This is a genomic window from Dokdonella sp. GW821-FHT11D02, assembly GCF_058808595.1.
Window position 1 is genome coordinate 2987839 of record NZ_CM179520.1, and the last position, 18198, is coordinate 3006036.

Consider the following 18198-nt stretch of genomic DNA (forward strand, 5'->3'; position numbering starts at 1 on the left):
GCCCCTCATGCGGCGTCGAACTTCGGCTGCAGCGCGGCGACCCAGCCGCTGACCTTTTCCAGTGCTTGGAAGCGTGTCAGGTCGACATGGATCGGCGTGATCGAAACGTAACCGTCGCGCACTGCGCGGAAATCGGTGCCCGGGCCGTCGTCGGCCGCCTCGCCGGGCGGTCCGATCCAGTAGATCGGGCGACCGCGCGGATCGGTCTGCGCGATGCATGGCGCCGACCGATGGCGCTTACCCAGGCGCGTTACTGCGAGACCGCGGATCTCGTGCCAGGGCCGATCGGGCACGTTGACGTTGAGAATGGTATCGGCCGGCAGCGGATCGATCAGCAAGCGGCGCATCAGCAGCAATACGGCTTCGGCTGCGCTGTCGTAGTGCTCGCCCTTGTGGTCGCGGGAAACCAGCGACACCGCGATCGCCGGCAGGCCGAGAAATCGGCCTTCCATCGCGGCCGAAACGGTGCCCGAATAGATCACGTCGTCGCCGAGGTTGGCGGCGTTGTTGATGCCGGAGACGACGATGTCGGGTTCGTGGTCGAGCAGGCCCGATAAGGCCAGATGCACACAATCGGTCGGCGTGCCGGCGACACGCCAGCGGCCGTCGTCGAGACGAATCGCACGGATCGGTTGATCGAGGGTCAGCGAATTGCTGGCGCCGGAACGATCGCGATCGGGCGCCACCACGGTGACTTCGCCGACCGCGGCGAGTCGTTCGTGCAACACGCGGATGCCGGGTGCGTCGACGCCGTCATCGTTGCTGACCAAGACTCGCATGCGTTTCATCCGTGCCGATTCGGAATTGCTGCGCACTCGCGCTGCGTGAAAAACCGCAGCGGCGTGCGCGACGCGAACGGAACGCGGCAGCTACGTCGAGGGACGCTGCCGCCCGCTCCGTCCGGCGAAGCGGGGATGATAGCGGATTCGTACCGGCGCTCGCGCGCATCGGCGCGCGGCGTCGGTGCTTGCCGCGGCGCGCGTTATCGCGTTTGCGTGGCGCCGGACTGTGTCGCTGCGGCGGCTTTCGTCGTCTTCGCGGACGCGCTCGTCGCGTGCCTGCGCTGATCGGGGTATTTGACCCATACCTGCCGGTGACCGCGCTCCTTCGACTGCTGATTGACCGCTTCCACTTTCTCGGCGTCCACACGCGACGCGCTTTCCGCCACCGTCGCCTTCGGCAATTGCTGCGTATCCTGCGACCAGATCACGCGGGCGCCGCGGCGCTTGCTCCATTGTTCGACCGCGGCCGGCTTGGCCGCGCCGGCCGCCTGCGGATCGGGTCGGTCGCGCGGCACCGTCTGTGCGCCGGCCGCGCCGATGCCGGCTATCAGTAATGCGATGGCGGCCATGTGGATGGGACCTGTGCGGTAAGTCTTCATCTCTCTCTCCTCGCGGCGAATTCCGCGCGACGAGCCGCCGCGACGGATGCCGCATCGTCGGCCAGCGCAGCCGAACGAAAACTGAGCCCCGATCTTCGGTTTAACGCGATGTTCAGTCCAATGTCGTCGCGGGATGGCGCGCAATTGCTGCCGCCGCGGCGCCTCGCTAACCTCACGCAAAGTTTCCCGATCGTCACGATGAGCGAACACGATCCCAGCGACGACGATGCGCAGCTGTTCCGCAGCGCGATCGGGCGCGTGAGGCCGCTGAAGGAAGCGCCTGCGCCGGCACCGAGCGCACCGCGGCCCGCGCCCGAGCCGGTGCAGGCGCGCCTCGACGAGGCGCGCGTGGTCGAAGAGCTGCTGACCCATCCGATCGACCCCAGCATCGAAGGCGGCGACGAGATCGCCTACCTCAAACCCGGCCAGCAGCATCGCTTGTTGCAACGCTTGCGCCGCGGCCAGTTCAGCGTGCGCGCCGAGATCGACCTGCACGACATGACCAGCACCGTCGCGCGCGAGGCGATCCGGCAGTTCCTCGACGAAAGCCGCCGCAACGGCGCCCTGTGCGTGCGCATCGTGCACGGCAAGGGACTGCGCTCGAAAGCGCAGGGGCCGGTATTGAAACAATTGACCGATACCCTGCTGCGCCGTCGCGCCGACGTGCTCGCCTTCACCTCGGCCCGTCCCGCGCAGGGCGGCACCGGCGCCGTCATCGTGCTGCTGCAAGCTGCGTGAGCACCGTCGCAGCGGCGAACGAGAAGCTAAACTTTTTTTGAAAGAATCCGTTGATATCGCTCGGCGCGCCCCAAAAAGGCATGCCGAAGCGCATCCGGCACGCAGGTAGGAGTCCGTTCGAGGCTCCTGCCACGACGCTGGCAGCAGGGTTGGACGAGGATGTCGCGTTCAGCCGCCTCAGCGTCGTCGTCGTAGCCACCGCCACGACACGAGCCATGCCGCCAGCCGGCATCCGAGGGTGCGCCCGCTCTTGCATCTTCTCAGGGAATAATCGTCATGCGCACGCATCGTCTCTCCAAGTCCCTATCACCCGTGCTCGCCGTCGCGCTGCTTGCGACGCTGGCCGCCTGCAACAAGAACGCGGCCGCGCCGCACGCCGGCGGCGGCATGCCGCCGCCGCCCGACGTCAGCGTCGCGGCGGTGGTGTCCAAGCCGGTGCGTCAGTGGGACGCCTTCACCGGCCGCGTCGCCGCGATCGACGCGGTCGACGTGCGTGCCCGCGTCAGCGGCTACATTCAGCGCATCGCGTTCAAGGAGGGCGACGAGGTCAAGCAGAACGATCTCCTGTTCGTCATCGACCAGCGTCCCTACAAGGCCGCGCTCGACAACGCCGCCGCGCAGCTCGATCGCGCCCGCGCCTCGGCCAAGCTGGCGCAGGCGCAGGACCAGCGCGCGCAATCGCTGATCAAGACCGGTGCGATCTCGCGTGACGACTACGACACGCGCAACGCGACGCTCGGCCAGACCAATGCCGACGTACGCGCAGCGGAAGCCGCGCTCGCGACCGCCAAGCTCAACTTCGAATACACCGAAGTGCGCTCGCCGATCGCCGGCCGCGTCGGACGTGCGCTGCTGACCTTGGGCAACCTGACCCAGGCCGACCAGACCGTGCTCACCAGCGTGGTCTCGCAGGATCCGGTCTACGTCTACTTCCAGCCCGACGAGCAGACCTTCCTGCGCTACGCCGAACTGGCGCGCAAGGGTACCCGCGCCAACTCGGACAACCCGGTCCGCGTCGGTCTGGCCAACGACAGCGGCTTCCCGTACAGCGGCACGGTCAACTTCATCAACAATCAGGTCGACGCCGCCACCGGCACGATCAATGCGCGTGCAGTGGTGCCGAATGCCGAACGCGTGTTCACCCCAGGCCTGTACGCGCGCGTGCAGCTCGAGGGCAGCGCCGAGTTCAAGGCGATGCTGATCGACGACAAAGCCGTGCTGACCGACCAGGACCGCAAGTACGTCTACGTGCTCGGCCCGGAGAACAAGGCCATGCGCAAGGACGTCGCGCTCGGCGGCATGGTCGAGGGCCTGCGTGTGGTGCAGTCCGGACTCGACCTCAACGACAAGGTCATCGTCTCCGGTCTGCAGAAGATCTTCTTCCCCGGTGCCCCGGTGAAACCGAGCGAGGTGCCGATGGGCGCTCCGCCGGCAGCACCTGCTGCGCACGCGGTGGCGGCCAAGTAAGGAGACCCGCACGTGGATTTCTCCAAGTTCTTCATCGACCGCCCGATCTTCGCGGCGGTCCTCTCGATCGTCATCTTCGCCGCCGGCCTGATCGCGATTCCGATCCTGCCGATCAGTGAATACCCCGAGGTGGTACCGCCGTCGGTGATCGTGCGCACGGTCTATCCGGGCGCCAATCCGAAGGTGATCGCCGAAACCGTGGCGCAACCGCTCGAGGCCGCGATCAACGGCGTCGAGAACCTCATGTACATGAAGTCGATCGCCGGCTCCGACGGTGTACTGCAGATCACCGTCACCTTCCGCCCCGGCACCGACCCGGACGATTCAACGGTGCGCGTGCAGAACCGCGTCAGCCAGGCGCAGGCGCGCCTGCCCGAGGACGTGCGCAGGCAAGGCGTGACCGTGCAGAAGCAGTCGCCGACCTTCCTGATGGTCGTGTTCCTGTCGTCCAAGAGCGGCAAGTACGACACCTTGTACTTGCGCAACTACGCCGTGTTGAACGTCAAGGACGAACTGGCGCGCTTGCCCGGCGTCGGCGACGCGCAGATCTTCGGCGGCGGCGACTACGCCATGCGCATCTGGCTCGACCCGGACAAGATCGCCTCGCGCGGCCTCACCGCCAGCGACGTGCTCAACTCGATCCGCGAACAGAACGTGCAGGTCTCGGCCGGCCAGGTCGGCGCCGAGCCGATTCCGGGCGGCAGCGACTTCCTGATTCCGATCAATGCGCAAGGCCGCCTCAGCACGCCCGAGCAGTTCGGCGAGATCGTGCTCAAGAGCGGCAGCAACGGCGAGATCGTGCGTCTGTCCGACGTCGCGCGCCTGCAGCTGGGTGCCGGCGACTACACGCTGCGCGCGCAGATGGAAGGCCACAACGCGGCCGGCATCGGCATCTTCCAGGCTCCCGGCGCGAACGCGCTGGCGATCCAGGAAGCGGTCATGACGAAGATGGCCGAGCTGTCCAAGCGCTTCCCCGAAGGCATCGAGTACAGCGCGCCCTACGACACCACGATCTTCGTGCGCGATTCGATCAAGGCGGTGGTCAGCACCCTGCTCGAAGCGGTGCTTCTGGTCGTGCTGGTGGTGATCCTGTTCCTGCAAACCTGGCGCGCCTCGATCATTCCCTTGATCGCGGTGCCGGTATCGATCGTCGGCACCTTCGCCGCGCTGTACATGCTCGGGTTCTCGATCAACACCTTGACCTTGTTCGGCCTCGTGCTGGCGATCGGCATCGTCGTCGACGACGCGATCGTGGTGGTCGAAAACGTCGAGCGCAACATCGAAGAAGGTCGCACGCCGCTGGAAGCGGCGCATCAGGCGATGACCGAAGTGTCCGGCCCGATCGTCGCAATCGCGCTGGTTCTGTGTGCGGTGTTCGTGCCGATGGCGTTCCTGACCGGCGTGACCGGCCAGTTCTACAAGCAGTTCGCCGTCACCATCGCGATCTCGACGGTGATCTCGGCGATCAACTCGCTGACCTTGTCGCCGGCGCTGGCGGCCAAGCTGCTGAAGTCGCACGACGCGCCCAAGGACGGCCTGTCACGCCTGATCGATCGTTTGTTCGGCTGGATCTTCCGACCGTTCAACCGCTTCTTCAAGGCGAGCTCGGACAAGTATCAGGGCACGGTCAAGCGCACGCTCGGCCGCCGCGGCCTCGTGTTCCTGGTGTACGCGCTGCTCCTGGTCGCCACCGGCTTCATGTTCCAACTGGTGCCGCGCGGCTTCATTCCGATCCAGGACAAGATGTACCTGATGGCCGGCGTGAAACTGCCCGAAGGCTCCTCGATCGAGCGCACCGATGCGGTGTTGAACAAGGTGGTGAAGATCGGTCTGGCCGAAGAAGGCGTCGAAAGCTCGGGCGCGTTCCCGGGCTTGAACGCGCTGCAATTCAGCAACACGCCGAACACGGGCCTGGTGTTCTTCCCGCTCAAGCCGTTCGGCGAGCGCCACCGTACCGCCAAGGAGATCAACGACTCGATCAACCAGAAGATCCACGGCATCCAGGAGGGCTTCACCTTCGCCCTGCTGCCGCCGCCGATCCTCGGTCTGGGCAACGGTTCGGGCTATTCGCTGTTCATCGAAGACCGCGCCAGCCTCGGCTACGGTGCGCTGCAGAACGCGGTCACCGCGTTCCAGGGCACGGTTGCGCAAACGCCGGGCATGGGCTTTCCGATCAGCACCTACCAGGCGAACATGCCGCAGTACGACGCCGAAGTGGATCGCGCCAAGGCGAAGGCGCAGGGCGTGCCGCTGACCGAGCTGTTCGCGACCTTGCAGACCTATCTCGGTTCGGCCTACGTCAACGACTTCAACCTGTTCGGTCGCACCTGGCAGGTGATCGCGCAAGCCGACGGTCCGTTCCGCGACAGCGTCGAGGACATCGCCAATCTGAAGACGCGCAACGACCGCGGCGAAATGGTGCCGATCGGCTCGATGGTGACGATCAAGCAGACCTACGGTCCCGATCCGGTGCTGCGTTACAACGGCTACCCGGCGGCCGACCTGCTCGGCGAAGCCGATCCAACCCTGCTCTCCTCCGCGCAGGCGATGGAGAAGATCACCGGCATCGCCCAGCAAGTGCTGCCAAACGGTATGAACTTCGAATGGACCGACCTCAGCTATCAGGAAGCAACCCAGGGCAAGGCCGCGCTGGTGGTGTTCCCGCTTGCGATCCTGCTCGCCTTCCTCGTGCTGGCCGCTCTGTACGAGTCGTGGACGCTGCCGTTGGCGGTGATCCTGATCGTGCCGATGTGCATGCTGTCGGCATTGGCCGGCGTCAAACTGCTGGGCGGTGACAACAACACCTTCGTCCAGGTCGGGCTGGTCGTGTTGATGGGACTTGCGTGCAAGAACGCGATCCTGATCGTCGAGTTCGCGCGCGAACTGGAGTTCCAGGGCAAGAGCATCGTCGAAGCGGCGCTCGAATCCTGCCGCCTGCGTCTGCGTCCGATCGTGATGACCTCGGTCGCGTTCATCGCCGGCACCGTGCCGCTGGTGTTCTCGCACGGCGCCGGCGCCGAGGTGCGTTCGATCACCGGCATCACGGTGTTCTCCGGCATGATCGGCGTGACCTTGTTCGGTCTGTTCCTGACGCCGGTGTTCTACGTCGGCCTGCGCAAGCTGTCCGGGCGCAAGCTGATCAACCACGCGGAACCGAGCGTCGCCCACGCTTGACCGCTGCGGTCCGGAGCCGTCGCCGCCTCGCGCGGCGGCGGCTCTCCGCCCGCCGACGATCCTCTCAGCCGTCTTTCTCGCGCGGCATCGTCGGATACTGGATCCAACGCAAAGTCGCACCGCGGCGCAACGCCCACTGATTCACCGCGATGACCTTGGCGTAGTCGATACCCGGCCGTTGTGCCAGATCGCGCGGCCGCTGCGCTCGCGTATCCACGCCGGCGCAAGCCGACATCCCGAAACACATCACGACTGCCGCACCGACGAAGAAGACTTTCATCGCGACCTCCGCTTGTGATGGATGCAGTCGCGCGCTGCTGGCGCCGACCGCGCATCCACTCTACGTCGATCGACGACGCTGATGAGGCGCTTCGATGTTGCCGCGGTTGCGCGATTGCACTCAGACCGGCGCTTCGCCCCAGCTGCAGACTTCGCGCAGCACGGTGGTCGCAAAGGCTCCAGCCGGCAGGCGGAAATCGAAGCGCAGACGGTCGGCGCCTTCCCATTCCCAACGCAAGCCCTCCGCGCGCAGCCGCAGCGCGCGCCGCTGCTGCTGCAGGTCTTCGCGTTCGAGCCCGCGCGCGAGCGCGGAAAGCGGCTCGATCGCCTGCAGTTCGAGCGCGCGCACCGCATCGCGGCTGCGCAGCTCGCCGGCGCCCCACAGCGGGCCGGTGGGGTCGATGTCGAACGCGGTCAGTCGGCGCTCGAGGTCGGCGTCGTGCGGCTCGGGTCCGAAGATCGCGTGCGTGCCGGCGAGCATCCACACCTCGCCCTCGAGTGCGCGATCCCAGCTGCCGTCGGCGACGCGTTTGGCGAGCACGGCGTTGAACAACTCCGAGCGCGCCGCCGACAAGGCGAAGCCGCGCTGCTCGCGCGGCAGCCTTCTGCCGGCGAACAAGGCCGAAGCCAGCGCGAGATTGCGTCCCTCGTTGCCGAAGCGCTGTTCGCCGAAATAGTTCGGCACGCCGCGCGCGAAGATCTCCGTAAGCCGCCGTTCCGCGGCATCCGCATCGCCGCTTACCGCACGCAAGCGAACGCCGAAGCGATTGCCGCGATGCGCGCCGCGCTTGAGCTTGCGATCGTGCCGCGTCGCCGACAGCACGCGTACGCCCGGAATCGTCAGCGCCTGCCAGTCCGGATCGGCGCGGCCGGGCAGTTGCACGGTGTAGGTTTGGCGCGTCAGCGCGTGACGGTCCTTGAGCCCGGCGTAGCCGACCGCGACCGCCGCGACACCGGCCGCAGCAGCGAGCTGGCGCGCGACCCATTCGGTATTGGCGTCGATCTTCTCGATCAATAGAAAAGCGTGCTCGCCCTGCCCGCTCGGCTCGAAACCGAGTTCCTCCTCGACCTCGAAATCAGCTGCCTCCACGCGCAACTCGCCGCGCAGCGGCGGCGCCCCATAGGCATACGGCAACGACATCAGGCGCTACCGCTCAAGACTGCGGGTCCAGCTCGACGCGGCTGACCAGTTCGCGCAGCGCCGGGTCATCCGCCGCCACCGTCGTCGGTGCGCGACTGCGCTGCAGCAGCACGACCGCGAATGCGGCGATGCCTTCACCGCGGCCGGTGAAGCCGAGCTTCTCGCTGGTGGTCGCCTTCACGCTGACGTCGCCGATGCGGCAGCCTAAGTCGGTGGCGAGATTGCGCCGCATCGCCTCCACGTGCGGCGCGATCTTCGGCCGCTCGCACACGATGGTGACGTCGGCGTTGGCGAGTGCGTAGCCGCGATCGATCATCAAGGTCGCGCAATGCAAGAGGAAATGGCGGCTGCTGACACCCTTCCAGCGTTCGTCGCTGGGCGGGAAATGGATGCCGATGTCGCCCAGCGCGAGCGCCCCGAGCAGCGCGTCGCACAAAGCGTGGATGACGACATCGCCGTCGGAATGCGCGACCAGGCCGCGCTCGTGCGGCACGTGTACGCCGGCGAGCACGACGTGATCGCCGGGACCGAATGCGTGAACGTCGATGCCTTGGCCGATGCGCATAGGAGGAGCTGGGATTCGGGATTCGGGATTCGGGATTCGGGATTGAGACAGGCTACAACGCTTCTACCGCCATGCAAGCGATAACCAGCAGCGTAAAACACTTCTTGCTGTTACGAATCCCCAATCCCCAATCCCCAATCCCGGCTCAATAGATACTCGGCCAACGCCAAATCCGCCGGCGTCGTCACCTTGATGTTGCTCTCGGCGCCTTCGACCAGCAGAGGATGCAGACCGATGCGCTCCATCGCCATCGCCTCGTCGGTGATCGCGACACCGTCGCGCTCGGCCTGCTCCAGCGAGGCGAGCAAAGCGTTGCGGCGGAACAGTTGCGGCGTCAGCGCGCGCCAGCGCGCTTCGCGCGGCTCGGTCGCGATCACCCGCGCCTGCGCGTCGCCGAGCTTGAGCGTGTCGCGCAGCGGTGCCGCCAGCAGCGCACCGCCGGCGGCGATGCCTTGCTCGATCAATCGCTCGATGTCGGCGCTGCGCACGCAAGGGCGTGCGGCATCGTGCACGAGTACGAAGTCGTCGCTGCCGACCGCATCGGGCAACGCACGCAAACCCGCCGCGACCGACCCGCTGCGCTCGGCCGCGCCCTGCGTCGTCAGCACCGGCTTGCCGTTCAACGTCGAAAGTCCCGGCCAATACGCATCGTCCGCGGCCAGCGCGACCATCAAGCCGGCGATACGCTCGCAGGCGGCCAATCGCTCCAGCGTCCACAGCAAGAGCGGCTTGCCGGCCAAGTCCACGTATTGCTTGGGGCGCTCGCCGCCGAAACGCGCGCCGCGGCCGGCCGCCGGCACCACGCACCACAGACGCCGCGCCGCGTCGACATCATGCCCGCGAACGCGGTCATCCATCGAAGGCTGCGTATCGGGTTCGCGCTCGCGCGGCAACGACGATCCCTGCGGAACTTCAGGGCCGCTCATCGCCCTTGCCGTCCTTGGACTTGTCCGCGTTCGGATCGACCACCTGATAGAACGTCTCGCCCGGCTTGAGCAAACCGATCTCGGCGCGCGCGCGCTCCTCGATCGCTTCGTCGCCGTGCTTCAAGTCCTCGACCTCGGCCGCCAGCGTGTCGTTGCGCGCTTTCAGCTTGGCGTTCTCGGTCTTCTGTTCCTCGACGCGTTCGCGCAAGCGCCATACATCGTGCAGTCCGCCCTGCCCGCTCCACAGGCGCACCTGCAGAGCGATCAAGAGGATCAACAGGATCAGGGCGACGTAGCGCAGCACTCGCGCGCGGCCTCAACCCTTGAAGTTCGGCAGATTCGGGAACGCGCTCTTGCCCGCATAGCGCGCCGCCGAGCCGAGCGCTTCCTCGATGCGCAGCAGCTGGTTGTACTTGGCGACGCGATCGGAGCGGCACAGCGAACCGGTTTTGATCTGGGTCGCCGCGGTCGACACCGACAGATCGGCGATCGTGGTGTCTTCGGTCTCGCCCGAGCGGTGCGAGATGATCGAGGCGTACTTCGCCGCTTCGGCCATCGCGATCGCGTCGAGCGTCTCGGTCAAGGTGCCGATCTGGTTGACCTTGATCAGGATCGCATTGGCGATGTGCTTGTCGATGCCTTCTTTCAGGATCGCGGTATTGGTCACGAACAGGTCGTCGCCGACCAACTGCACGGTCTTGCCGAGTTTGTCGGTCAAAAGCTTCCAGCCGTCCCAGTCGCCTTCGGCCATGCCGTCCTCGATCGTGACGATCGGGTACTTCGCGCACCAGCCGGCGAGGAAGTCGGCGAATTGCGCGGAGGACAGCACCTTGCCTTCCCCTTCAAGATGATAGGCACCGTCCTTGAAAAATTCGGAACTGGCGACGTCGAGTCCGAGCCAGATGTCCGCACCGATCTTGTAGCCGGCCTTGGCGACTGCCTCAAGAATGGTCTCGATCGCTTCTTCGTTCGACTTCAGATTCGGCGCGAAGCCGCCCTCATCGCCCACCGCGGTATTGAGTCCGCGCCCCTTCAACACCGACTTCAGCGCGTGGAAAATTTCGGTGCCCGCGCGCAAGCCTTCGGCGAAACTCGGCAGGCCGACCGGCAGGACCATGAACTCCTGCATGTCGACGTTGTTGTCGGCGTGCGCACCGCCGTTGATGATGTTCATCATCGGCACCGGGAGCCGTGCTGCGCGATTGCCGGCCAGATACTTCCACAGCGGCAGCTTGTTCGACGCCGCCACCGCGTGTGCGTTCGCCAGGGACACGCCGAGCAAGGCGTTCGCACCGAGCTTGCCTTTGTTCGGCGTGCCGTCGAGCGCGATCAGCTTCTGGTCGAGCCCGCGCTGGTCGGCGGCGTCGAAACCCTTCAAAGCCGCCGCGATCGTCGTGTTGACGTTGGCGACCGCGTTCTTCACGCCCTTGCCGAGATAGCGAGCCTTGTCGCCGTCGCGCAGTTCGACCGCTTCGCGCGAGCCGGTCGAGGCGCCGGACGGCACCGCGGCGCGACCGAACGAACCGTTGGCCAGCGTGACTTCGGCTTCGAGGGTGGGATTGCCGCGGGAATCGAGGATTTCGCGGGCGTGGACTTGCGCGATTTGCGACATGCGGTGCTACTCCGAATTCAAGAACAAAAACGTTCGAACGGGAACGAACTCAAGCCTCCGCCAGCGCCGAACGCAGGCCCAAATGCGTCACGAACGGATCGAAGTCACGATCGCTGTAGAGCAGGTCGAGCTCGTCGACGATGCAGCGCGTGGCGATGATCGTATCGATGGTCTTGCGTACCGTGACGCCGAGAGCACGCAAGACGCGGTAGTTCTTCGCCGCGGCGAGTGCGATCTCACGGCCGCCGACGTCGAGCACGACGAGCGACGTCAGCAGCTCCTTGGCCACGTTGAAATCTTTGTCGTTGGCGAAACCTTGCAGTATTTCAGCAAGGATCAGATCCCCGATCGCGACCGGTTCGCTGCCGAGCAGCGCATCGAGCTTCTCGGTCTGCACCGTCGCCTCGCCCCGGAAGTAGTCGATCCACACGCTCGAATCGACGAGGATCACTTGTCGGTCCGCATCGCCGCGAGGTCGCCCTGCCAGGCGAGCTTGCCGCGATGACGGCGAATCTGTTCTTGCCGAGACAAGCGCAACAAAGTCCGTAGGCCGAGTTCGACCGCCTCGCGCTTGGTCTTGAGACCAGTTACGCGCAGCGATTCCTGCATCAACTTGTCGTCGATCACGATATTAGTACGCATGATGTGTATTTCATCGGCACTTCATACACATTCTAGGCGCTCGCACCACCTACAGCAACAACGCGCCGTCGCGTTTGACTGCGTGGTCGAGGGCCAGCAAGGTCTCCAGCAGCGCTGCCATCTTGCCGAGCGGCCACGCATTCGGCCCGTCGCTGAGCGCTTTGTCCGGATCGGGATGCGTTTCCATGAACAGGCCGGAGACGCCGGCCGCGACCGCCGCGCGCGCGAGCACCGGCACGAATTCGCGCTGGCCGCCGCTCTTGCCGTCGGCGCCGCCGGGCAGCTGCACCGAATGGGTCGCGTCGAACACGACCGGGCAGCCGGTGTCGCGCATCACGGCGAGGCTGCGCATGTCGGAAACGAGATTGTTGTAGCCGAAGCTGGCGCCGCGCTCGCACACCATGATGTCGGCGTTGCCGGTCGCCTTCGCTTTCGCGGCGACGTGCTTCATTTCCCACGGCGACAGGAACTGGCCCTTCTTGATGTTGACCGGCTTGCCGGCCTTGGCCACGTTCTGGATGAAGTCGGTCTGGCGGCACAGGAAAGCCGGCGTCTGCAGCACGTCGACCACGCTGGCGACTTCCGCCATCGGCGTGTATTCGTGCACGTCGGTCAATACCGGCACGCCGATCTGGCGTTTGACCTCGCTCAGCACCTTGAGCCCTTCTTCGAGCCCCGGCCCGCGAAAACTCGTGCCGGAGGTGCGGTTGGCTTTGTCGAAGCTCGATTTGAAGATGAAGGGAATGCCGAGTTTGGCGGCGATCTCCTTCAACGTGCCAGCGGTATCGAGCTGCAGCTGCATCGATTCGATCACGCAGGGGCCGGCGATCAGGAACAGCGGCTGGTCGAGGCCGACCTCGAATCCGCACAGTTTCATCGCGCGGATTCCCCCGCCTGAAGAACGGCTCTCGCGGCAATCATGCGACTGCCTCCTTCGTGTCCGTACCGGCCAGTCGCGGCGCTTCGCGCACCGCTTTCTGCTCGCGCGCGGCGCGGATGAAGCCGATGAACAGCGGGTGGCCGTCGCGCGGGGTCGAGGTGAATTCCGGGTGCGCCTGGCAGGCGACGAACCAGGGATGGTTTGGCAGCTCGATCATCTCGACCAAAAGATCGTCCATCGACTTGCCGGCGATGATCAGCCCGAGATCCTCGAACTGTTGGCGATAGCGGTTGTTGAACTCGTAGCGGTGACGATGGCGTTCGCGGATCACGTCCTGACCGTACAGTTCGCGCGACAGCGTGCCGGCCTTGAGGCGGCACTCCTGCGCGCCCAGGCGCATGGTGCCGCCCTTGTCGGAGTTCTCGTCGCGCTTCTCGACGTCGCCCGAACCGGTGGTCCATTCGGTGATCAGCGCGATCACCGGATGCGCGCAGTTGCGATCGTTCTCGCTCGAATTGGCGCCTTCCAGACCGGCTACCTGGCGCGCGAAGTCGGTCACCGCCGCGTGCATGCCGTAGCAGATGCCGAAGTACGGCACCTTGTTTTCGCGGGCGTAGCGTGCGGCGGCGATCTTGCCCTCGAAACCGCGCTTGCCGAAGCCGCCGGGCACGAGGATGCCGTCGACGTCCTTGAGCTGATCGGCGCCGCGCCGCTCGATCTCTTCCGACTCGATCCAACGCAGGTTCACGCGCGTGTGCTGCTTGAGACCGCCGTGACGCAGCGCTTCTCCGAGCGATTTATACGCGTCCTTGTGCTCGACGTACTTGCCGACAATCGCGATCGTGATCTCGCCGTGCGGGTGCTCGATCGCCTCGACCGTGCGGTCCCATTCGGACAGATCGGCCGGTTTGGCGTTGAGCTTCAGGCGGTCGACCACGATCTCGTCGAGCTTCTGCGCGTGCAGCCACTGCGGCAGCTTGTAGATCACGTCGACGTCGACCGCGCTGATCACGGCCTTTTCCGGCACGTTGGTGAACAGCGCGATCTTGCGGCGGTCGGCCTGCGGCAGCGGCTGTTCGCAACGGCACAACAGCACGTCGGCCTGGATGCCGATCGAGCGCAGTTCCTTCACCGAATGCTGGGTCGGCTTGGTCTTGATCTCGCCGGCGGCCTTGATGTACGGCACCAGTGTGAGGTGCATGAACATCGCCGCGTCGGCGCCATGCTCGATGCGGATTTGGCGGATGGCTTCGAGGAACGGCAGCGATTCGATGTCGCCGACGGTGCCGCCGATCTCGACCAGGGCGACGTCGTAACCCTGGGTCGCCTCGTAGATGCGGTGCTTGATTTCGTCGGTGATGTGCGGGATCACCTGCACGGTCGCGCCGAGATAATCGCCGCGGCGCTCCTTGGCGATCACGCTCTCGTAGATCTTGCCGGTGGTGATCGAGTTCTTACCGGTCAGGCGCGTGCGCACGAAGCGCTCGTAATGGCCGAGATCCAGGTCGGTTTCGGCGCCGTCGTCGGTGACGTACACCTCGCCGTGCTGGAACGGACTCATCGTGCCCGGGTCGACGTTGATGTACGGATCGAGCTTCATCATCGTCACGCGCAGGCCGCGCGCTTCGAGAATGGCAGCCAGCGACGCCGCGGCGATGCCCTTGCCTAACGAGGACACCACGCCGCCGGTCACGAAAACGAGGGGGGTCATGGGCGAAACCGTCCGCTGGAAATCCCTATTCTAACGGTTCATCGCAACACCCGCGAGTCGCCTCGCAATCGCCCTACTCCTGCGGCGCCGAGGGCGGCGGTACCGCCGCCGGCGCGCGCTCGGGCTCGAGCTGCCAGAAGATCCAGGCCGACGCCGCGGTGACCAGGCCGACGCAAATGAAGGTCGCGTGAAACGCCGGCAAGGTCGCCGCGCCGTGCTCGGAGCCGAACCATTTGGCGAACGCGGCGAGCAAGCCGCTGGCGGTGGCCACGCCCAGGCTCATCGACAGCATCATCACCATCGACAAGAGGCTGTTGCCGCCGCTGGCGAGCTCGCCTTCGAGGTCGCGCAAGGTGATCGTGTTCATCGCGGTGAATTGCAGCGAATTGACCAGGCCGAAGAAGGCCAGCTGCACGATGCGCAGCCACATCGGCTGCGCCGGCGAGATCAAGGCGAAGCTGGCGATCGCAAGGCCGACCAGGATCGTGTTGACCAGGAGCACGCGCCGATAGCCGAACGCCTTCACCAGCGACACCACGCCGCGCTTGGACACCATGCCGGCGAGCGCGACCGGAATCATCATCAATCCGGCCTGCAGCGGCTCGTAACCTAGGCTCACTTGCAGCAGGAGCGGAATCAGGAACGGCATGCTGCCGCTGCCGATGCGCGCGAACAGGTTGCCGAGCAGGCCGACGCGGAAGGTGTGCACGCCGAAGAGCGCAAGCTTGAACAGCGGCCGCGGCGTGCGCGTCGCGTGCAGCCAGTAGGCGACCAGGCTGGCCAGACCGAAGATCAACAGCACCAGCACGGCAGCGCGGCGCAGACCAAGCTCGGACAAACCGTCGAGCGAGAGCGAAATCGCGACCATGCTGAAGGACAGCATGAGATAGCCGCCGAGGTCGAAGCGCGCGACCTCGCTGCGCGCGTCGGGCAGGAAGCGCAAGGTCGCCGCCGCCGCGATCGCGCCGACCGGCAGGTTGATCAGAAAGATCCAATGCCAGGACGCGGCCTGCACCAGCCAGCCGCCGAGGGTCGGTCCAACCAGCGGGCCGATCAGCCCGGGCAAGGTGACAAAACTCATCGCGCGCAGGAATTCGCCGCGCGGGTAGGAACGCAGCACCGCCAGGCGCCCGACCGGCAGCAGCATGGCGCCGCCGACGCCCTGCACTACGCGCGCGACCACCAGCTGATCGAGGCTGCGCGAGCTTGCGCAGAACAGCGAGCCGAGCGTGAACAGCACGATCGCGCTGAAATAGATCCGCCGCGTGCCGAAGCGGTCGGCGAGCCAGCCGGACGCCGGGATCAGCATCGCCATCGTCAGCGCGTAGGCGATCACCACCGATTGCATGCGCAGCGGACTCTCACCGAGCCCGGCCGCCATCGACGGCAGCGCCGTATTGACGATGGTCGAATCGAGCATCTGCATGAAGACGCCGAGCGCGACCAGCCAAAGCAGGACTTGGGGCGGTTTGTTCACGGCCACCGGGATCGTCATCGTCGCGATCGGTGCGATCGCGTCGGTCTATTGTCGCACGCGTCGTGCTTGACCCTTGCGCGTACGCTCGCCATCCTCCCAATTCTCCGTGCTTTCATCTCTCCCGCTCGCGGGAGAGGGCCAACCACAGCAGGAATTTCGCGCTCCTGCGCGAGCGCACAGAACGAACCGGCACTCACGCCGGACATTTCCCTACGAGCTGAGCATTCATGAGTAGCAGATACAACGCGGCCGACATCGAAGTCCTGTCCGGCCTCGACCCGGTCAAGCGCCGCCCCGGCATGTACACCGACACCGCGCGGCCGAATCATCTCGCGCAGGAAGTCGTCGACAACTCCGTCGACGAAGCGCTCGCCGGCCACGCCTCGGCGATCGACGTGATCGTGCATACGGACGGCTCGGTCACGGTGACCGACAACGGCCGTGGCATGCCGGTCGACATCCACCCCGAAGAAAAGATTCCGGGCGTCGAGCTGATCCTCACGCGCCTGCATGCAGGCGGCAAGTTCTCCAACCGCAACTACCAATATTCCGGCGGCTTGCACGGCGTCGGCGTGTCGGTGGTGAATGCGCTGTCGCAACGCGTCGAAGTGACGATCAAGCGCGACGGCCAGGTCTATCGGATGAACTTCAAGGACGGCGAGCGCGCCAGCAACCTCAGCGTGACCGGCACCGTACCGAAGAAGCAGACCGGTACCACCGTGCACTTCTGGCCCGATCCGAAATACTTCGACTCGCCGAAAATCTCGCTGCCGCGCCTCAAGCACGTGCTGCGCGCCAAGGCCGTACTCTGCGCCGGCCTGACCGTGCGGCTGACCGACGAGGCCAGCGGCGAACAGCTCGAATGGCATTACGAGGACGGCCTGCGCGACTACCTGCGTTCGATGCTCGGCGCCACCGACTATCTGCCGGCCGAGCTGTATGTGAATCACGTGCAGCGCGACAACGGCGCGGTCGAGTTCGCGGTTGCCTGGCTGCCGGAAGGCGAGCTGACGCAAGAAAGCTACGTCAACCTGATCCCGACCGCGCAGGGCGGCACGCATGTGAACGGCCTGCGTTCGGGCCTGACCAATGCGCTGCGCGAGTTCTGCGAATTCAGAAACCTGTTGCCGCGCGGCATCAAGCTCGCGCCGGAAGACGTCTGGGACCGGCTCTGCTTCGTGCTGTCTCTGAAGATGGGCGATCCGCAGTTCTCCGGCCAGACCAAGGAACGCCTGTCTTCGCGCGACGCGGCCGGCTTCGTCGAGAACGCCGTGCACGACGGCTTCTCGCTCTATCTGAATCAGCACGTCGAGATCGGCGAGAAGATCGCCCAGCTCGCGATCGAACGCGCCACGCTGCGGCTGAAGGCCGAAAAGCAGATCGTGCGCAAGAAGATCACGCAAGGCCCGGCCCTGCCCGGCAAACTGGCCGACTGCGCTTCGAGCGATCTGTCGCGCACCGAACTGTTCCTGGTCGAAGGCGATTCCGCCGGCGGCAGCGCACGCCAGGCGCGCGACAAGGACTTTCAAGCGATCCTGCCGCTGCGCGGCAAGATCTTGAACACTTGGGAAGTCGAGTCCGGTTCGGTGCTCGCGTCGCAGGAAGTGCACGACCTCGCCGTCGCGATCGGTTGCGATCCGGGCAAGGCCGATCTCTCCGGCTTGCGCTACGGCAAGGTCGTGATTCTTGCCGACGCCGACTCCGACGGCTTGCACATCGCGACGCTGTTGTCGGCACTCTTTCTCAAGCACTTCCCAGCGCTGGTGCGCGAAGGTCACGTGTTCGTCGCGATGCCACCGCTGTTCCGCGTCGACGTCGGCAAGCAGGTGTTCTACTGCCTCGACGAAGCCGAGCGCGTCGCGATGCTGGAGAAGATCGAGCGCGAGAAGATTCGCGGCGCGGTCAACGTCACGCGCTTCAAAGGCCTGGGCGAGATGAATCCGTCGCAGCTGCGCGAATCGACCATCCATCCCGACACGCGCCGTCTGGTCCAGCTCACGGTCGGCAGCACCGACGACAGCGGCGACGACGGCACCGCCAAGCTGATGGACATGCTGCTGTCGAAGAAGCGCGCGGCGGACCGCAAGGAATGGCTGGAGACCAAGGGCGACCTCGCTTCGCTGGAAGTTTGAGAACGCGTTCGCATTTGGCTCGACGACACGACGGGCGGCCGCGGTTCTTGCGCTAGCTTAGGCGCCATTGCCG

At 65.7% G+C, this 18198-nt stretch carries 16 protein-coding genes and 1 pseudogene; 4 read left to right on the forward strand and 13 right to left on the reverse strand.

The genetic code is table 11. The annotated features are described in order from the left end of the window. Positions 1-5: 5 nt before the first annotated feature. Both surE and AC3QL3_RS12565 read right to left on the reverse strand, forming a co-directional pair. A complete protein-coding gene (surE, locus tag AC3QL3_RS12560) occupies positions 6-779 on the reverse strand; it encodes a 5'/3'-nucleotidase SurE (RefSeq protein ID WP_492898926.1) in 774 nt (257 codons plus the stop codon). 203 nt (positions 780-982) lie between these two features. Beyond that, positions 983-1591 (reverse strand): hypothetical protein, encoded by a 609-nt coding sequence (locus AC3QL3_RS12565; protein ID WP_492894069.1) that lies wholly within the window; start codon positions 1589-1591, stop codon positions 983-985. On the opposite strand from AC3QL3_RS12565, the gene AC3QL3_RS12570 reads away from it, so the two are divergent. The 3 genes from AC3QL3_RS12570 to AC3QL3_RS12580 all read left to right on the forward strand — a co-directional run bounded on the left by AC3QL3_RS12570 (position 1580) and on the right by AC3QL3_RS12580 (position 6760). Next, positions 1580-2119 carry a Smr/MutS family protein gene (locus AC3QL3_RS12570; RefSeq protein WP_492894071.1) on the forward strand — a complete coding sequence of 180 codons (540 nt, stop codon included), beginning with the start codon at positions 1580-1582 and terminating at the stop codon, positions 2117-2119. The genes AC3QL3_RS12565 and AC3QL3_RS12570 overlap by 12 nt on opposite strands. Positions 2120-2395: 276 nt before the next feature. Then, positions 2396-3586, forward strand: a complete 1191-nt coding sequence (locus AC3QL3_RS12575) for an efflux RND transporter periplasmic adaptor subunit (RefSeq protein ID WP_492894073.1) — start codon at positions 2396-2398, stop codon at positions 3584-3586. A 12-nt stretch (positions 3587-3598) separates the two neighbouring features. Further along, positions 3599-6760 carry an efflux RND transporter permease subunit gene (locus tag AC3QL3_RS12580; RefSeq protein WP_492894075.1) on the forward strand — a complete coding sequence of 1054 codons (3162 nt, stop codon included), beginning with the start codon at positions 3599-3601 and terminating at the stop codon, positions 6758-6760. Positions 6761-6824: 64 nt separating this feature from the next. Here the strand turns inward: AC3QL3_RS12580 and AC3QL3_RS12585 are convergent, their stop codons facing one another. The 11 genes and pseudogenes from AC3QL3_RS12585 to mdtD form a co-directional block, all read right to left on the reverse strand. After that, positions 6825-7040, reverse strand: a complete 216-nt coding sequence (locus AC3QL3_RS12585; protein WP_492894077.1) for a hypothetical protein — start codon at positions 7038-7040, stop codon at positions 6825-6827. Positions 7041-7160: 120 nt separating this feature from the next. Continuing rightward, a complete protein-coding gene (gene truD, locus AC3QL3_RS12590; RefSeq protein WP_492894079.1) occupies positions 7161-8180 on the reverse strand; it encodes a tRNA pseudouridine(13) synthase TruD in 1020 nt (339 codons plus the stop codon). Positions 8181-8283: 103 nt separating this feature from the next. After that, a pseudogene (gene ispF / locus AC3QL3_RS12595) lies at positions 8284-8745 on the reverse strand (2-C-methyl-D-erythritol 2,4-cyclodiphosphate synthase); the annotation flags it as partial. A 110-nt stretch (positions 8746-8855) separates the two neighbouring features. Next, positions 8856-9602 (reverse strand): 2-C-methyl-D-erythritol 4-phosphate cytidylyltransferase, encoded by a 747-nt coding sequence (gene ispD, locus AC3QL3_RS12600; protein ID WP_492894081.1) that lies wholly within the window; start codon positions 9600-9602, stop codon positions 8856-8858. A 55-nt stretch (positions 9603-9657) separates the two neighbouring features. Further along, complete coding sequence (ftsB, locus tag AC3QL3_RS12605; protein WP_492894083.1) at positions 9658-9975, reverse strand: cell division protein FtsB; 318 nt, start codon at positions 9973-9975, stop codon at positions 9658-9660. Positions 9976-9987: 12 nt separating this feature from the next. Further along, a complete protein-coding gene (gene eno / locus AC3QL3_RS12610; RefSeq protein WP_492894085.1) occupies positions 9988-11283 on the reverse strand; it encodes a phosphopyruvate hydratase in 1296 nt (431 codons plus the stop codon). Positions 11284-11332: 49 nt separating this feature from the next. Continuing rightward, positions 11333-11734, reverse strand: a complete 402-nt coding sequence (gene vapC, locus AC3QL3_RS12615; protein WP_492894087.1) for a type II toxin-antitoxin system VapC family toxin — start codon at positions 11732-11734, stop codon at positions 11333-11335. Further along, a complete protein-coding gene (locus AC3QL3_RS12620) occupies positions 11731-11925 on the reverse strand; it encodes a type II toxin-antitoxin system VapB family antitoxin (RefSeq protein ID WP_492894089.1) in 195 nt (64 codons plus the stop codon). Before AC3QL3_RS12620 ends, vapC begins: the two co-directional genes overlap by 4 nt. A 49-nt stretch (positions 11926-11974) precedes the next feature. Continuing rightward, entirely contained in the window at positions 11975-12802 is an 828-nt protein-coding gene (kdsA, locus tag AC3QL3_RS12625) for a 3-deoxy-8-phosphooctulonate synthase (protein WP_492894091.1), read from the reverse strand. A 40-nt stretch (positions 12803-12842) separates the two neighbouring features. Then, positions 12843-14516 (reverse strand): CTP synthase, encoded by a 1674-nt coding sequence (pyrG, locus tag AC3QL3_RS12630; protein WP_492894093.1) that lies wholly within the window; start codon positions 14514-14516, stop codon positions 12843-12845. A gap of 73 nt (positions 14517-14589) precedes the next feature. Then, on the reverse strand, positions 14590-16011 hold the full coding sequence (mdtD, locus tag AC3QL3_RS12635) for a multidrug transporter subunit MdtD (RefSeq protein ID WP_492894095.1): 1422 nt from the start codon (positions 16009-16011) through the stop codon (positions 14590-14592). A gap of 209 nt (positions 16012-16220) precedes the next feature. Between mdtD and parE the strand changes: the two genes are divergently transcribed. Next, on the forward strand, positions 16221-18125 hold the full coding sequence (gene parE / locus AC3QL3_RS12640; protein ID WP_492894097.1) for a DNA topoisomerase IV subunit B: 1905 nt from the start codon (positions 16221-16223) through the stop codon (positions 18123-18125). Positions 18126-18198: the final 73 nt, after the last annotated feature.

Bases quoted from the DNA above. Each gene is read 5' to 3' on its own strand.
- surE (WP_492898926.1), bottom strand. From the start codon at position 779: ATGCGAGTCTTGGTCAGCAACGATGACGGCGTCGACGCACCCGGCATC.
- AC3QL3_RS12570 (WP_492894071.1), top strand. From the start codon at position 1,580: ATGAGCGAACACGATCCCAGCGACGACGATGCGCAGCTGTTCCGCAGC.
- AC3QL3_RS12575 (WP_492894073.1), top strand. From the start codon at position 2,396: ATGCGCACGCATCGTCTCTCCAAGTCCCTATCACCCGTGCTCGCCGTC.
- AC3QL3_RS12585 (WP_492894077.1), bottom strand. From the start codon at position 7,040: ATGAAAGTCTTCTTCGTCGGTGCGGCAGTCGTGATGTGTTTCGGGATG.
- truD (WP_492894079.1), bottom strand. From the start codon at position 8,180: ATGTCGTTGCCGTATGCCTATGGGGCGCCGCCGCTGCGCGGCGAGTTG.
- ispD (WP_492894081.1), bottom strand. From the start codon at position 9,602: ATGGATGACCGCGTTCGCGGGCATGATGTCGACGCGGCGCGGCGTCTG.
- eno (WP_492894085.1), bottom strand. From the start codon at position 11,283: ATGTCGCAAATCGCGCAAGTCCACGCCCGCGAAATCCTCGATTCCCGC.
- AC3QL3_RS12620 (WP_492894089.1), bottom strand. From the start codon at position 11,925: ATGCGTACTAATATCGTGATCGACGACAAGTTGATGCAGGAATCGCTG.
- kdsA (WP_492894091.1), bottom strand. From the start codon at position 12,802: ATGAAACTGTGCGGATTCGAGGTCGGCCTCGACCAGCCGCTGTTCCTG.
- pyrG (WP_492894093.1), bottom strand. From the start codon at position 14,516: ATGACCCCCCTCGTTTTCGTGACCGGCGGCGTGGTGTCCTCGTTAGGC.
- mdtD (WP_492894095.1), bottom strand. From the start codon at position 16,011: ATGACGATCCCGGTGGCCGTGAACAAACCGCCCCAAGTCCTGCTTTGG.
- parE (WP_492894097.1), top strand. From the start codon at position 16,221: ATGAGTAGCAGATACAACGCGGCCGACATCGAAGTCCTGTCCGGCCTC.